This window comes from Staphylospora marina (genome assembly GCF_003856495.1).
Taxonomy (GTDB): domain Bacteria; phylum Bacillota; class Bacilli; order Thermoactinomycetales; family Thermoactinomycetaceae; genus Staphylospora; species Staphylospora marina.
Map to the genome: position 1 here is coordinate 1,510,246 of NZ_CP034118.1, position 15,605 is coordinate 1,525,850.

16 protein-coding genes are annotated in these 15,605 nt (G+C 56.0%); 7 read left to right on the forward strand and 9 right to left on the reverse strand.

Going from position 1 to position 15,605, the window contains the following annotated elements; translation table 11 throughout:
- Positions 1-16: 16 nt before the first annotated feature.
- The 5 genes from topA to EG886_RS14040 all read right to left on the reverse strand — a co-directional run bounded on the left by topA (position 17) and on the right by EG886_RS14040 (position 5,995).
- Positions 17-2,086, reverse strand: coding sequence for a type I DNA topoisomerase (gene topA / locus EG886_RS07550; RefSeq protein WP_124727561.1), 2,070 nt, complete (start codon positions 2,084-2,086; stop codon positions 17-19).
- Positions 2,087-2,272: 186 nt separating this feature from the next.
- Positions 2,273-3,379, reverse strand: a complete 1,107-nt coding sequence (gene dprA / locus EG886_RS07555) for a DNA-processing protein DprA (protein ID WP_124727562.1) — start codon at positions 3,377-3,379, stop codon at positions 2,273-2,275.
- Positions 3,380-3,494: 115 nt separating this feature from the next.
- Complete coding sequence (gene sucD, locus EG886_RS07560) at positions 3,495-4,400, reverse strand: succinate--CoA ligase subunit alpha (RefSeq protein ID WP_124727563.1); 906 nt, start codon at positions 4,398-4,400, stop codon at positions 3,495-3,497.
- A gap of 44 nt (positions 4,401-4,444) precedes the next feature.
- On the reverse strand, positions 4,445-5,605 hold the full coding sequence (gene sucC / locus EG886_RS07565; protein ID WP_124727564.1) for an ADP-forming succinate--CoA ligase subunit beta: 1,161 nt from the start codon (positions 5,603-5,605) through the stop codon (positions 4,445-4,447).
- Between the two features lie 261 nt (positions 5,606-5,866).
- The gene (locus EG886_RS14040; protein WP_277423810.1) at positions 5,867-5,995 is read right to left on the reverse strand and encodes a hypothetical protein; all 129 of its coding nucleotides are present in this window, start codon (positions 5,993-5,995) and stop codon (positions 5,867-5,869) included.
- Between the two features lie 206 nt (positions 5,996-6,201).
- On the opposite strand from EG886_RS14040, the gene EG886_RS07570 reads away from it, so the two are divergent.
- Together EG886_RS07570 and EG886_RS07575 are read left to right on the forward strand one after the other, a co-directional pair.
- Positions 6,202-6,669: a cupredoxin domain-containing protein gene (locus EG886_RS07570; RefSeq protein ID WP_164491723.1), complete on the forward strand. Its 468-nt coding sequence runs from the start codon at positions 6,202-6,204 to the stop codon at positions 6,667-6,669.
- 91 nt (positions 6,670-6,760) lie between these two features.
- On the forward strand, positions 6,761-7,195 hold the full coding sequence (locus EG886_RS07575; RefSeq protein WP_124727566.1) for a hypothetical protein: 435 nt from the start codon (positions 6,761-6,763) through the stop codon (positions 7,193-7,195).
- Positions 7,196-7,321: 126 nt separating this feature from the next.
- On the opposite strand, the gene EG886_RS07580 is transcribed toward EG886_RS07575, so the two are convergent.
- Together EG886_RS07580 and EG886_RS07585 are read right to left on the reverse strand one after the other, a co-directional pair.
- The gene (locus EG886_RS07580) at positions 7,322-7,660 is read right to left on the reverse strand and encodes a PH domain-containing protein (protein ID WP_164491724.1); all 339 of its coding nucleotides are present in this window, start codon (positions 7,658-7,660) and stop codon (positions 7,322-7,324) included.
- 157 nt (positions 7,661-7,817) lie between these two features.
- The gene (locus tag EG886_RS07585; protein ID WP_124727568.1) at positions 7,818-9,314 is read right to left on the reverse strand and encodes a coproporphyrinogen III oxidase; all 1,497 of its coding nucleotides are present in this window, start codon (positions 9,312-9,314) and stop codon (positions 7,818-7,820) included.
- Between the two features lie 256 nt (positions 9,315-9,570).
- Between EG886_RS07585 and EG886_RS07590 the strand changes: the two genes are divergently transcribed.
- From EG886_RS07590 to EG886_RS07600, 3 genes are all read left to right on the forward strand, one after another.
- On the forward strand, positions 9,571-10,521 hold the full coding sequence (locus EG886_RS07590) for a DPP IV N-terminal domain-containing protein (protein ID WP_124727569.1): 951 nt from the start codon (positions 9,571-9,573) through the stop codon (positions 10,519-10,521).
- A gap of 64 nt (positions 10,522-10,585) precedes the next feature.
- Positions 10,586-11,338: a CAP domain-containing protein gene (locus EG886_RS07595; protein WP_241154284.1), complete on the forward strand. Its 753-nt coding sequence runs from the start codon at positions 10,586-10,588 to the stop codon at positions 11,336-11,338.
- 162 nt (positions 11,339-11,500) lie between these two features.
- Complete coding sequence (locus tag EG886_RS07600) at positions 11,501-11,857, forward strand: DUF4383 domain-containing protein (RefSeq protein ID WP_164491725.1); 357 nt, start codon at positions 11,501-11,503, stop codon at positions 11,855-11,857.
- A gap of 186 nt (positions 11,858-12,043) precedes the next feature.
- Here the strand turns inward: EG886_RS07600 and EG886_RS07605 are convergent, their stop codons facing one another.
- Both EG886_RS07605 and EG886_RS07610 read right to left on the reverse strand, forming a co-directional pair.
- Positions 12,044-12,805: an SDR family oxidoreductase gene (locus tag EG886_RS07605; protein WP_241154285.1), complete on the reverse strand. Its 762-nt coding sequence runs from the start codon at positions 12,803-12,805 to the stop codon at positions 12,044-12,046.
- A gap of 63 nt (positions 12,806-12,868) precedes the next feature.
- Positions 12,869-13,498, reverse strand: a complete 630-nt coding sequence (locus tag EG886_RS07610) for a trimeric intracellular cation channel family protein (protein WP_124727572.1) — start codon at positions 13,496-13,498, stop codon at positions 12,869-12,871.
- 225 nt (positions 13,499-13,723) lie between these two features.
- Here EG886_RS07610 and EG886_RS07615 point away from each other — a divergent pair, with 225 nt between their 5' ends.
- Together EG886_RS07615 and EG886_RS07620 are read left to right on the forward strand one after the other, a co-directional pair.
- Positions 13,724-14,287, forward strand: a complete 564-nt coding sequence (locus EG886_RS07615) for a YkoP family protein (RefSeq protein WP_124727573.1) — start codon at positions 13,724-13,726, stop codon at positions 14,285-14,287.
- Positions 14,284-15,408, forward strand: a complete 1,125-nt coding sequence (locus EG886_RS07620) for an MGDG synthase family glycosyltransferase (RefSeq protein WP_124727574.1) — start codon at positions 14,284-14,286, stop codon at positions 15,406-15,408. The genes EG886_RS07615 and EG886_RS07620 overlap by 4 nt, the downstream gene beginning before the upstream one ends.
- The last annotated feature ends 197 nt before the right edge of the window (positions 15,409-15,605 follow it).

Below are 15,605 nucleotides of genomic sequence, written 5' to 3' on the forward strand. Positions count from 1 at the left end.
TCCCGGATGTCCTCCTTCAGGGTTTCTCTTCCTCGTACGAACATTCGTTGCAACGGATCATCACCGTTTTTTTCGTTTTCTTCTCCACCATCATTCCTTTGCATTTCGGACAGGCTTTCTCCACCGGTTTGTCCCAGGAGACATACTCGCATTCCGGATAACGGTTGCAACCGTAAAAAATGCGGCTGCGCCTGCTCTTGCGCTCCACGATTTCCCCCCGGTTGCATGAGGGACAAGTGACACCGGTCGACTTGACGATGGCCCGGGTGTTCCGACATTCCGGAAAGCCGGAGCACGCCAGAAATTTTCCGTAGCGCCCGAATTTGTACACCATCGGGCTGCCGCATTTTTCACAGGTTTCGTCTGACACCTCGTCCGGCATTTCCACCGTCGCCATTTCCTTTTCCGCCACTTTCAACCTGTCGCTGAACGGCTTGTAAAACCGTTCCAGGATTTCCACCCAGTCCACCTTGCCGTCCTCAATCAGATCGAGCTTTTCCTCCATGTTGGCCGTGAACTCCACGTCCAGGACGTCCGGAAAAAACTGCCCGATCAATTCGACGACGATCTCTCCGAGTTCGGTGGGAACGAATCGCCGATCCTCCAGCTTCACGTATCCCCGTTTTTGAATGGTCTCCAGGGTCGGGGCATACGTGCTCGGGCGTCCGATCCCCTTTTCCTCCATCTCTTTCACCAGGCTCGCCTCGCTGTACCGGGGCGGCGGTTGGGTGAAATGTTGTTTGGGATCGATCTTCCGGACATCGGTGCGCATGCCGGGCGACAGGGGCGGCAGGAAACGCTCCTCTTCTTTCTTCCCGTCGTCCCGGTCCTCCACGTACACCTTCATGAACCCCGGAAATTTGATTTTGGATCCGCTTGCCCGGAACACGGCATCGCCGGCTGTGATGTCGGCCGTCACCGCATCGAACACGGCCGCGGCCATCTGCGAGGCGACAAACCGTTCCCACACCAGTTTGTACAATTTGTACTGGTCACGGGACAAATGGGGCTTCACGGATTCCGGGGTTCTCCGCACCGAAGTGGGGCGGATCGCCTCGTGCGCGTCCTGCGCTCCGGCTTTCTGCTTGTGTCGCCTTTCATTTCCGGCCAGATACTCCTTGCCGAACGTTTCTTCGATGAAAGCGGCCGCTTCCTGTTTGGCCACATCGGACACCCGGGTGGAATCCGTTCTCATGTAAGTGATGAGACCCACGGTTCCTTCTTTTCCGAGGTCCACCCCTTCGTACAGTTGCTGGGCGACAGCCATGGTTTTTTGGGCCCGGAACCGAAGCTTGCGGGCCGCCTCTTGCTGGAGCGTGCTGGTGATGAACGGCGGAGCGGGATTTCTCCGCCTTTCGCTCTCCTTGACCGATTGAACGACAAATTCCCGACCCTCCACATGTTTCAGAAGGGCATCCACGTCTTCCTTTGATTTCAGTTCGGTGCGTTCCTTGCCGTAACCGTGAAACTTCGCCTCAAACGCTTCTTTCGCCAGCAGCGTGGCCGTCACGGTCCAATACTCTTCCGGAACAAACCGGCGGATCTCGTTCTCCCGATCGATGATCAGCTTCACCGCCACCGACTGCACCCGGCCGGCGCTCAACCCTTTTCGCACCTTTTTCCAAAGAATCGGACTGATCCCGTACCCCACCAGACGGTCGAGGATCCGGCGGGCTTGTTGGGCATTCACCAGATCCATGTTGATGGGCCGCGGGTGTTTGAATGCTTCCTTGACTGCCTGCTTGGTGATTTCATTGAAAACCACGCGGCATTTTTCATGCTCCGGAAGCTTGAGGACATGAGCCAGGTGCCAGGCGATCGCTTCCCCTTCCCGGTCGGGGTCCGCCGCCAGATAGATGCGCTTCACTTTTTTTCCGGCTTCTCTCAATTCCTTGAGAACGTCTCCTTTGCCCCGAACGGTGATGTATTTCGGCGTGTATCGGTTTTCCACGTCGACGCCGAGCTGACTCTTCGGCAAATCGCGGACATGTCCCATCGATGCTTTGACAATGTATTTGCTGCCAAGATATTTCTTGATGGTTTTGGCTTTTGCCGGTGATTCCACAATCACCAGAGAATCGGCCATGAAAAGGGCCCTCCTCTCAAAAAACAACCGCTTCAAGATGTTCCGGCAGGACATTCCGTGACGGGCAGCCGGTCGAAGCAATTCCGGCGGTGAGCACACCCGTTTCCGTCATGCCGTTGTTCCCGACACTCGTAACAGTAACAATACCAGACAACGGACCGCACAGGCAACCGACCGGATTCCGCTTCATCGATGCCGGCGGATGTATCTCCCGCAGGGAAGACGGCGGATGATCCCTTTCATTTCAAGGCTCAACACCCGGCGATGAAATTCACCCGGCGAAATGCTCCCGCCGATTCCGGCCATCCAGTCCGCCAGATGAATGGGGTTTTCCCCGATCCGATCCAACAGCATGCGGTCGTTTCCGTCCAACGAATCCCCGTCTGCGACGCCAACGGTCCCAACCGTTTCCCCCGGACGAATCCAGGGCAGTTCTTCAAAAATGTCACCGGCGTCAATCACGCATTTGGCCCCCTGCTGGATGAGACGAAGCGTTCCCCGGTTCTGCGCGGAAGTGGCCGGACCGGGTACCGCAAACACTTCCCTTCCCTGCTCCGCGCTGAAATCCGCGGTGATCAGCGAGCCGGATCTCTCCGCGGCTTCCACGACCAGCGTCCCGTAAGACAATCCGCTGATCAACCGGTTCCTGCGGGGAAACAATCCTTTCAGCGGCCGGGTTCCGGGCGGGCTTTCCGAAATGACCGCTCCTTCCCCGACCAACTTCTCGTACAATCTCCGATGAGAGGGCGGGTAGACGACATCCACTCCCGAGCCCAACACGGCCACCGTCATTCCCCCGGCATCCAGCGCCGCCCTGTGAGCCTCACCGTCGATCCCGGCTGCCATGCCGCTCACGATGACCATACCGGCCGAGGCCAGTTCGCGAACCAACAAGCCCGTCATCCGGAGGCCGTACGGCGTGGGCTTCCTCGTTCCCACCACCGCCAGCGAGGGGCGCGTCAACAGCCCCTTGTCCCCTTTGACGTACAATACCCACGGAGGTTGCGCGATTTCCCGCAACCGTTTTGGATACAAATCTCCGTCATACACCGTCACCGTGTCAATTCCCAGTTTGTCCAGAAGCTCCTCCGTTTGATCCTCCCGATCCCGGGACCACGTGCTCCGGATGCTTTCCACGGTTTTGGCGGGGACTCCCGTCTTCAACAGATCGTCCAGCAAACCGGAAGTCACGGGCTCTCCGGGTGTCCAACCGACGGTGATCAACCGGTCGATCGTGTGCCAACCGACACCCTCGATCGCGTGCATGGCGATCAATGCCTTCCGTCCTTCCACACCGACGCCCCTTCCGTCACCCGAAACTCATCAATATTCAATCTATTCCGAACCTTGTTCGCAAAAAAAGGGAACCCCCGAAGAAAGAGGTTCCCCATCCGTTTTTCCCGGAAGATCATTTTACGGTGATGCACTCTTCGAGCAAACCTCTTTGCTCCAACACACTGACCAGCGTCTCGCCGATCGAAGAGGGCGTCGGAGCCACTTTCACACCACAGCGCTCGAGGGTGGCGATTTTCTCCGCCGCGGTGCCTTTGCCTCCGGAAATGATGGCCCCGGCATGACCCATCCGTTTTCCCGGAGGTGCGGTTTGACCGCCGATGAAGCCGACAACCGGTTTGGTCATGTTTGCCTTGATCCATTCGGCAGCCTCTTCTTCCGCGGTTCCCCCGATCTCACCGATCAAAATGACGGCCTTGGTTTCCGGATCGGCTTCAAACGCTTTCAAACAATCGATGAAGTTGGTACCGTTGACCGGGTCTCCACCGATTCCCACGGCGGTGGACTGGCCGATTCCGCGGGTGGTCAGCTGATGCACCGCTTCGTAGGTGAGCGTTCCGCTGCGGGAAACGATTCCCACATGACCTTTCGTGTGAATGTATCCGGGCATGATCCCGATTTTGCATTCTCCGGGTGTGATGACACCGGGGCAGTTCGGACCGACCAGCCGGGTTTTCTTTCCTTCCATGTACCGTTTGACTTTCACCATGTCCAGCACGGGGATGCCTTCGGTGATGCAGACGACGAGATCCAGACCGGCGTCGGTTGCTTCCATGATGGCGTCAGCGGCAAACGCCGGCGGGACGTAGATGACGGACGCGTTTGCACCCGTAGCCTTGACGGCTTGTTCCACGGTGTCGAACACCGGAACGCCTTCCACTTCGGTGCCGCCTTTCCCCGGGGTCACGCCGCCCACGATTTGAGTGCCGTACTCGATCATCTGCTTCGTGTGGAACAGACCGGTGGCTCCGGTAATTCCCTGCACGATCACTTTCGTCTCTTTGTTCACGAAGATGCTCACGGCAAAAAACCACCTTTCTCGGGCTTACATGAAAAGTTCGTCCGTTACTTCACCAGTTCGACGATCTTTTGGGCACCGTCCGCCATCGAATCCGCGGGAACGATGTTCAGACCGGATTCCGCCAGAATCTTCTTGCCGAGCTCCACGTTGGTGCCTTCCAGACGCACCACGAGAGGCCGATCAAGGCCGATCTGCTTCGCCGCTTCCACCACACCGGTGGCGATGACGTCGCACTTCATGATGCCGCCGAAAATGTTGACGAAAATGCCTTTCACGTTCGGATCGGAAAGGATGATCTTGAACGCTTCGCGGACTTTTTCCGTCGTGGCGCCGCCACCCACGTCCAGGAAGTTGGCAGGCTCCCCGCCGTAATGTTTGATAATGTCCATCGTGGCCATGGCCAGACCGGCTCCGTTCACCATGCAGCCGATGTTTCCGTCCAGGGCGATGTAATTGAGATCAAATTTGGAAGCTTCCACTTCTTTCGGATCTTCTTCATCCAGATCGCGCAGCTCGAGAATGTCCTTGTGACGGAACAGCGCGTTGGAGTCGAAATTCAATTTGGCATCCAGCGCCATCACCCGACCGTCCTTCGTGGTGATGAGCGGGTTGATTTCCGCCAGGGCGCAGTCTTTGTCCACAAACGCTTTGTACAGCCCCAGCATGAATTTGACCGCGAGATTCACTTTGTCCTGCGGGATGTTGATGTTGTATGCGAGACGGCGTGCTTGGAACGGCTGCATTCCGACGGCCGGATCAATCACTTCCTTGAAGATCTTCTCCGGCGTTTTGGCGGCAACTTCTTCGATCTCCGTACCGCCTTCTTCGGAAGCCATCATGACCACGCGACCGGTCGAGCGGTCGATCACCACGCCGACATAGTATTCCTTTTCGATCGGCAGTCCCTCTTCGATCAGCAGGCGTTTCACTTCCTTGCCTTCGGGACCGGTTTGATGGGTCACCAGCGTGGACCCGAGCAGCGCTTCCGCATGGGCGCGAACTTCGTCCAGGCTGCGGGCCAGTTTCACACCTCCGGCTTTTCCGCGACCGCCGGCATGAATCTGGGCCTTGACCACCCACAGATCGCCACCCAGCTTTTCCGCCGCTTCCACGGCTTCATCCGGCGTGAACGCCACATGGCCATTCGGAACGACAACGCCGTACTGTTTCAAAATCTGCTTCCCTTGGTACTCATGTACGTTCATCCATGATCCCCCAATCTCGTCGATCCATAAAAAAACGCCAAACTCCGTCCGGCAACGTTGAAGACCGGCGGCTCCTTCCGTTTCTGGAGAAAGGCGAAAAGAAATTCATACAAGTTTGGCTCATTTGAAGTATAACCCGCCAAAAGGGAGTTTGCCAACCTTCACGGGCGATTCTTTGACGGCCGGGAATCCCCGCGGGCGCGTTCCGAAAAAAACAAAAGCGGGGAGAGCCCGAAAAAACGCAGGCTCTCCCCTCCCGGATCACATCGTCAGGGAAATGATGGTGGCAACGATGAAAACGCCCAGCAGGATCACGGCAGACACGGTGGTTCCGATCAACATGTCAAACAGATCCTGGGCGCCGTGTTCGCGAATTTCTTTATTTTCCATGGCTCGTTTCACTCCTTCCAAACTTGCGGCCAACGAGAAAACACATGATTCCGCCTGACAACACCCTTAGTATACCACGCTCCCTCTTCGAGGAAAACGGGATCACCCGACCCCAAATCCGACAATTCAAGGAAAGCCGGGAATGGACTCCCTTCCGAACGCGGATACTGAAACCGTCAGCATTTCATGAGGAAAGGGGTCACAGGATGTCATCCGCCAAAACATTTCGCATCGCAACCATACTCCTCGCGTCTCTCCTGCTCACGGGTGCCGTCTCCCCGCTTTCGTCCGCACAATCCGTGTCGTCGAACCCTGCCCCCGCCACGTCCCGGCAAAAGGAACAACCGGGTTCCGTCCGGGAGATCCACCTGTTCACCGTGGAATACAAAACGCGCATCAACGGAGTTGAAAAAGAAGTCTACCGCTTTGATCCCGGAACCGTCGTCGTCCGGCAGGGAGAACGCATCCGCTTGGTCATTCACGGATTTCACGGCAAGGAGCACCATGTATCCATCCCGGAACTGGATGTCCGCGGGACTGTCCGGAAAGGACAATCGGTTGCCTTGGAATGGACCGCGAGCCGCCCCGGAGCGTATCGGCTGATCTGTCACAATCATTCCACCGAACAGACGGAAGGTCCGATGATCGCCGATCTTTTGGTGATCCGTCCGTAATCCCTCACCGTTCCTTCGTGGACCTCTTCTCACCCCCATGTGATATGATCAAGAAGGTGACAGAAGATTCCCGAATGACGGAGGGGTTTCGGTGCACATCCGCTTTGACACGCCTCACCAGTATGTGCTGATCCACCGGAATGTCAAACACTTGCTGGTGATGTGGAAAAAAGAACACAAACGTGATCTGTACATCGTCGAGGATGAAGGAGAGAACATGTTGATCTCCTATCCGGGACAAACCTACACCGAAACGGTGCTGGACGAAATCGAACCTTTGTTGTTCCAACAATTGGAAGGGGAAGAAGGCACCTTTCCCGTCATCCTGGGAGCGACGTTTACGCATGAAGAGCGGTTGATGGCCATGTATTACCGGCCCGAACGTCCCCAGGAAGACATTTATTTCTTCGCCGTGGAAGACGGACGAATCCGGGAAATTCCCGAATCGGAATACGAAGCCGTGATTTGCACGTTCATCAGTGAATTCCCGGAATTTTTTCCGGAACGGGAGGAACCGGCCACCTGAAGCGCCGTGCGACCGTGGTGAGCATGAAAACCCCGGTGGTTGGTCCGTACGGGAATGAATGGGAGAGATCGCCGGACCGGTGTCACGCTCACCGGTCCGGCGTGACGCTGTTCGGTCGAATCCGGCTCAGGTCCTGCAGACAAAATCGGCCAGAATGTCATAAAACCGTTCGGCCTGTCCGCTGTTTCCGAATTCCAGTACATGGGTTTTTCCGGGCGTCTGAACGGCCACTCTCCTTCTCCCGGAGAAAAAGGATGCTTTCTCCAGAAACACGGCACCGATCCGGGAATAGGGAACCGTGATCACCGATCTGCCGGCCCTGAACAGGGAACGGTCCACGAACAGCAATCGGCGGGTCGTCAGTGCAACCAGATCTTTTCTGGATCCGTACACATGAAGCAGATCCTCATCCTCCCACAGGTACTCGGCCGCTTCGTCCAGATGCTTGGCAAGGTTCTCCGCCATCCTTTTCCTCCCTCCTTCCGTCCGAACCTGTTCATTTCCATCATTGCCGATTGTCGGGAACCGGCATACCTTTTCATCCCGTGTGAAAGGGAGTCTGCCGACTGCTTTGTCGGTCAGACTCCCTCTTTCCGCCTTCCGTGGTGTCCGGTCCCGTCTCCTAAAGACCGTAGGCTTCATCCAGTGCCTGCAATTTATCGCGGATCTGATCCCTGTACGTCTGAATGTAGGCGAGCGGCTCCTTGGGATTGGGCCAACGGATCACTTTGCCGGTACCCGGCGGCATGATCTTGCTCACCGCTCCGCAGCCCAATCCGATGATGGTGTGACGTTCCTCCATGATGATGATGTTGTACAAACTTTCATGGCCCGGCAGGGCATAGCCTACGTTTTCCTGATTGCCCAGAATGTTTTTTTGCCGGTACAGATAATACGGAACGTACCCTTTTTCCGCCGCCCACTCCCGGGCCATGCGGACCATTTCACCGGTCTCGTCTCTGCCCGCCACCCGGTATTTCTCCCGATTGTTCGTCATGACGGATCCACGTTTGAAAGAAAGGGTGTGCACCGTGATCGATTCGGGGCGAAGTTCGTCCACCATCGCCAGCGACTCACGAAATACCTCGATTCCTTCTCCCGGCAGACCGATGATCAGGTCCATGTTGATGTTGTTCAGGCCCAGTTCCCGGGCAAGCCGGTATTTGTCGAGGGTCTCGCGCACCGTGTGATGCCGGCCGATCAATTTGAGCGTATCTTCCCGGAAGCTTTGCGGATTGATGCTGATGCGGTCGACCTTGCGCCGTTTCATGAGCGAAATTTTTTCTTCGTCCAGCGTATCCGGCCGGCCCGCTTCCACCGTCAGTTCGCGAACGGATTCAAATCCCGGGATGTGCCGCTCCAGCGCGTCGAAGAGATCATCCATTTGTCGGGCGGAAATGGAAGTGGGCGTGCCGCCTCCGAAATATACGGTCGTCACCGGCAAGTTTGCCCGACGGATCCATGCGCCCACCGCTTCCACTTCCTCGTGCAATCCCTTCAAAAATTCGGTCACCGAACCGGTTCTTCCCTGAATGGAATAGGCCGGGAACGTACAATAGGCGCATTTGGTCGGACAAAACGGAATGCCGACATACAGGCTCACTTCTTTGTCCAAGTCGTACAAATCCGGCAACACCGTCCGTTGTCTGCGGACGATCTCCCTCAATACGGCGATCTTGTCCGGGTGCAAGCGATACTGCTCCCGGAGTTCTTTCTCCGCCTCTTCTTCCGTCATCCCGCCAAGCAGCATGGAGTGAAGCAGTTTGGTGGGACGGACACCGGTGAGAATTCCCCACGGCTGCCGGGTTCCGGTCCATTGCTCAAGCAGCTCCAAAAAAACGAAACTGATCGCCTGCTTCACCTTTTTCCTGTATCCCTTGTCATCCAGTCCCGCGGGAACCCGGCGGGAATGCTTCATTTCATACCTTTTGCCGTCCGCGGGAATGAACAGTTCCGCCCATACCTCCACCGGCCGCCCTTCGGTCACCTCGAACGTGACCCGGCCGTCGGCGTCATCGCCTCCGTCCATGATTTTCACTTCTTCGAAAAACAGTCCGGCAATCAATTCGAGATCGCGGCCATATGCGGATTGTATTCCACGCACTTCAAATTTCACCATGATATCCGCACCATCCCCGAATGTGACGGCGCGTTCCCCCTTTTGCTCATGCATGTCTCAAAAAAGTCTACTGGAAGCCTCCCCGAAAATCAATGAAAGATCCTCCCCGACACGCCAGGGTTGATTTTCCTTTTTTCGTCAAAAATATCCAATAGACCAAAAATATTTGTAAATTTTTTAACAACCACCCAAGTAGCGAAAAAAATCATTTATAATAAGATTGCAACCGCACCAATCCATCAGAGAGGAGATCCCGATGAAAAAGGCTGCAGGCTTCCTCGCCGGAGCCGTGCTGCTGTCTGCGGCTGTGGCCATTCCGGTTTCCGCCGGAAAAAGCGATCCGACCCAGATTTTCTTCACCGGCGGATCGCTGGAAAATCCGGTCATCTATCAAATGGATGCCGAAACAACCGCAGCCAAAAAAGTGACAAACGGCAGCTCCGTCGACGTGTCGCCGGACGGGAAAAAGCTGGCATTCATCAAAAATGACAGCGTGTACGTCTCGGACATCAACGGGAAAAACCAGGTGCGTTTGACGAATGTCAAATTCCCGACCTATGACGCATCTCCCCGTTGGTCGCCCGACGGAACGCGCATCGCTTTTTCCCGCAGTGACGGTCAGATCTATGTGATTGACGTCAAGAGCAAACAACTGGCCCAACTCACTACCACCGAAGAGAACGTCGTCAATTCCGAACCTGACTGGTCTCCGGAAGGCGACAAAATCGTCTTCCACTCCAATCGCACCGGACGCAGCCACATTTTCATCATGAATGCGGACGGAAGCGATGTGAAGCAGCTGACCGGGGATGACAAAAACGAGACTGCCGAATACGGAGCCAGGTTCTCTCCGGACGGTTCGAAAATCGTTTACGGTTCCACCCGTGAAGGAAATATCGACATCTACGTCATGAACGCGGACGGAAGCAGACAAACCAATCTGACCGCCGACACGGACAAACCGGTGTCGAGCCCCGTCTGGTCCTCCGACGGACAGTCCATTCTCTATTCGGTCAACGGGGATCCGGAAAGCGGGGAACAGCATTTTTACCTGATGGACAAGGACGGTTCCGGCAAAACGACCATCAACATGAAGGTACCGTTTGCCATCCCGTCCGATTGGCAAAAGATCATTCAACCCGAGCAAAAAACATCTTCCCTGCGTTCCACCATTGAAGAACTGACCGACTTCCTTTTTGACAACTGAATTCGGCAAAAGCCCCCGACACCCGTTCGGGGGCTTTTGCCGAATGATGCCGGAGGTGTGAAATTTGAAACGAATTCCCCTGCTCATATCCGCTCTTGTGCTGGTTTCTCCCACCGCCTGCACATCGTTGCATTCCGTGGCGGAAGCACCGGCACCCCGCCAAGAACAGGCCATGCCCTCTCCGGATTCCGTTGCCCTGGAGCAAGAAACGGAAAGTCCGGAGACTCCCCCATCCACCGAGGACAAACCCTCCGAACCGGAAAAACGGGAGGAGCCGAAGCCTGCTCCCGCCAAAAAAGAATCACCTCCGGAGTCTTCCAAATCTCAAGAAGCAACCAAAGAATCTCCCGGAAAAAACAAAGTGGAGACCACCCGCAAAACCACTCCTTCCCAGGAAAAGAAGCCGGCCTCCTCAACCAACGATGACCAGCTTCATCCGTACGAAGCCGAGGTCATCCGACTGGTGAACGAAGAACGGAAAAAACGGGGCCTTTCTCCCTTGAAAACAAATCCGGAAGTCTCCCGTCTCGCCCGGATGAAATCGGACGACATGCGAAAAAACGGGTATTTCTCCCATCAATCTCCCACCTTGGGATCCCCGTTTGACATGCTGAAACGTGCAGGCATCCGGTACCGTCTCGCCGGAGAAAACATCGCCGCCGGACAGCGTACCCCGAAGGATGTGATCAACAGTTGGATGAACAGCGAGGGACATCGGGCCAATATTTTGAATCCGAATTACACCGAAATCGGTGTGGGTTATGTGACCGGAGGCAATTACGGAACCTATTGGACGCAACTGTTCATCACTCAATAACATCCGAATTCGACAGATGCACTTGGAATCACCACGCATCAAAAGGTGATTCTTTTTTATTTGGATAAAGACAGGAATATTTTGGATAAATGGTTTTATTTTGTAAAATAATGTGTTATAATGAAAACAGACAGACTATTCCAAAAACGGAGTGTGATCCACATGGCCGGATCGCTCATGAGAGTATTGGGAATTGTTTTTGTTATTCTGGGCGCAGTCGGTTTCTTTGTTTCCTCGAACGACATCTTCAGCATGACCACGAGCCACAACGTGATCCACCTCGTCATCGGCCTCATCTTCCTGGGCGTCAGCGGAAACGAATCGTACAGCCGGAAGACGTCTCTCGCGTTCGGGGTCCTGTTCCTGTTGGCCGGCGTATGGGGGCTGTTCTCCGACAACTTCCTGGGACTTTATTCCCCGACCGTTTACGACAACCTCGTTCACCTCGCGGCAGGAGTGCTGGCCTCCTATGTGGGTTACCGGGATTCTTCCGGAAAAGACGAAAGCACTTCCGCCTGACGAAAATGAAAGCGCTGTCATGAATCGACGGCCGATCGAAACCGGATGAACGTCGCACCTCCGATCCAACATGAAAGCCGGGACCGCGCTCATCCGGCGGAGACGGTCACCGGCGAATCCGGCACTGACCCGGGCAAGAAATTGCCCGGGTTTTTCCGTTTCAAGAAGCAGGGACACGGGAGGCTCTCAGCGTCTGGTGAATCCGCCTTCCGAGTGAATGACTTGTCCCGTGATCCATCCCGCTTCCGGGCTCGCCAGGAACCGGACCAGTTTCGCGGCATCTTCGGGAAGACCGATTCGTCCCAGAGCGAACTTTTCCCGGAGCCAATCGGCAAGTTCCGGGGAAATCCATCCGGTGTCGGTGGGACCCGGATTGACGGCATTGATCGTGATCCCTTTTTCACCCGCTTCCACAAAAGCATGTCGGGTGAACAGTTCCATGGTTCCCTTGGTGGCGGCATACACGATCTCGCCGGGCATGGGTCCGAGCGAAGAGCCGGAAACGATGTTGATGATCCGCCCGTGCTCTCCGTCGAACCGTCTGAAAAACTCCGAACAAAGAAGCATCGGAGCCCGGACGTTCACCGCCAGGTTCACGTCGATCAATTCGGGTGTCAACGCATCCAGACGGTCGGGAACCGAGTGACAGGCGTTGTTGACCAGGATCGACGGCCCCCCCATCGTTCTCCGGACCTCATCCATCAATGCGGCGGGCGCTCCCGGATCCGCCAGATTCCACTCTCCGCATTCGACGCGCACACCCGTCTTTCGCAATTCATCCCGGAGCAGAAGGGGTTCGCGTTCATCCGACGTGTGGATGTCCCGGTCGTACGGGCTCCACCAGGTAAAATAGATGTCGACGCCGTCTTGCGCCAATTCCCTGCAGATGGCCGCTCCCAATCCTTTCCGTCTTCCCGCTCCCGTGACCAAGGCAATTCTGCGGTTCAATTTGTCCGCCTCCTTCCCTGAAGTTCGGTTGTCTATGATCCTTCACGCCCGTTTCTTCTCCGCTCAGGAACCGATGTCACGAAACCTTCCCGGACAAAGCGTCCCCGGAATTCTCCAGTCATACAGGAAAGAGATCATTCGAAGAACCACGGCGAGAATGAAAACGATCACCATGCCGGTCCCCGAGTCGGCCCAGCCCAGACCGATGACCAGCCCGATCAGCCCGGACCAGAGCGCGTAGATTTCCTTCCGGAATACGAGCGGTTTGCGCCCCGCCAACACGTCCCGCACGATCCCTCCGCCGATTCCCGTCATCACCGCGGCAAACACCACCGCCACCAGAGGCAGGTTCTTGTTCACGGCATGAAGGGCCCCCTGGATGGAGAATGCGGCCAATCCGATCGCGTCAAAAAAATTGAGCCATTTTTTTCCCGTTCCCATCCAGACCCGGGGGAAGATGCAGACCACCGTGACGGCGATCAGCGCGGTGTATATCAGCCATTTCTGATTCCAAAGCATGGAGGGCGGCAAGCCGATCAGCACGTTTCGGATGATTCCGCCTCCAAAGGCGGTCACCAAACCGAGGACGTACACGCCGAACAAATCATACCGTTCCTTGATGGCCACCAATGCCCCGCTGACCGCAAAAGCGGCGATTCCGAAGAAATTCAACAATTCCCAAGATAGTTCCATGCCGGCTCCCCTCAATTTCATGAAATCTGCCACAGTCGATATACTTTACCATATTTCCACTCTTTGAGGAACCATGTTTGTTTCGGAAACGGCGACATGAGTGCCTGCGAGCGGCTCACACAAGACCGGATCCGTCCGCAAGCGACGCGCTTCCGCCGGAATGCCCCCGCACTGAATGGGCAAAATATCCGTATCCATGAATTTGTGAGGGTCAAGGTGGTTCCGATGATCCGTCGTTTCATCATCATGCTTTGGACCGTCTGGGACACGGTATACAGTACGTGCAGCCGGCTCAAACATGTAAAAAAAAGAGAAAACATCTTCCGGGTGGTCGTGAAACGATACCGCGGAGAAGAAATCCGCACAGAAGACGGCGTTTCCCTCAAACCGGGAGATTGGTACGCGCAACTGCACCTGCACAATTCCAGACTGGCCGCGTTGTTGCTGGATGTCCCGAAGAATGAATTCGCCTGGGCACTCACATTGACGAAATTCGTCCGAAAATCGCTCCCCGGATTGGCCCGCTTTTTGGATCAGCACCCCCTGTCACGGGAAATCAAAGTGATTTTGGGAACCACTTTCTTGACCAAAGGATCCGGAAAGCTCGGGTTCGAGGTGGCTCCCATGCCCCGCTGTTGGCAGAGACGGCTGAAGGTCATGAGCATCCGACTGATCTTCCTGTTGTGTCATCCCAACGGGTGGCGGGAGATTCGCAGTCGCTCGGACAAGCTGATTCCGCAGCGGGTATATATGTCCCGTGAAAGACTGAATCAGGTGCACGGAGCGTGAGAACGTTGATGAACGGAGTGCTCATCCTCACGGAGAACATGGCGGGATGGGGACACTACAGTGCCGCGCGGGCACTGAAAAAGGCCCTGCACATGCAAAACCCCGAAGTCGAAGTGGTGATCGAACGGTTGCTCCCGCGCATCAGCACAAGCCTGGAACGGGCGGTGAGCAAGTGCTATCTGGAAACGATCAGACACGTTCCACGCTTGTGGGGAGCCGCTTACGACAAAGAGCGCTGGTTCGGCCAACTCCTGCGGGGACCGCTCGGAATGTTGACCGCTTCCGCCCTTCGCCCGCTCATCCGGAAATGGCGTCCTCGCGTCATCATTTGCACCCACTCCCTGCCGTTGGCAGCCTGCGCGCAGCTCAAACGGGAAGGAGCCGATTTCACGCTGGGAGCCGCCGTCACCGATTTCGGCATCCACCATTTTTGGCTGTGCCCGGAAGTCGATTTTTATTTCCTGGCCCATGAGAGCCTGACCGAATTGCCGCCTTTGAAAAAATGCGGCTCCAAAACGTTCGCCACGGGAATCCCCGTGGATCCGGCCTTTTCCCTGTTGGACGATCAAAAGGAGAAGTGGCGCCGAACATGCGGTTTGGAACCCGACCGGTTCACCCTGCTGCTGCTGGGCGGCGGAAGCGGGATCGGTCCCTATCTTGAATGCCTCCGACATCTGCTGCCCGCAAGTGTCGAACGTCGCTGGCAACTCGTGGTGATCACCGGGAACAATTCGTCCCTCCACGAAGAGGTCAGGCGCATGTGCTCGGGCGTCCCCCATGTCACCCCTCTGAAGTTCGTCCACAACATGAACGAGTGGATGGCCGCGGCCGATGTGGTGATCGGCAAGCCGGGGGGAATGACCACGTCCGAGACATTGGCGGCAGGGGTTCCGATGCTGATCATCAACCCGATTCCGGGTCAGGAAGAAAAAAACAGCCGGTTTCTCACTGAAAAACAGGTGGCGATCCGGGAAGACCGCCCCGCGAAAATCCCGGAGGTTCTGGGAGCCCTGGATGATGAACCCCACAGATTGAAGGAACTTTCGAGGCAGGCGCGCCGCATCGGCAAACCGCGGTCCGCCACGGATGCCGCCCGGGAAATCCTGAGACATGTCTTCTGAAAAACAAAAACGGCTCCCGGTTTCGGAAGCCTCATCAGCAGATTTCATTGGGGAGGACAGGCGGTCGAAAAGCAAAGATTGCGGGTACCCGGCCGCCGGCACTCTCCGGACCGGTTTCCCCTTTGCCAGTCGACCTGTTCCTACAGTTGAAATTATAATAATATGTAGATTTGTATGTCAATAGACAATTTATCCAT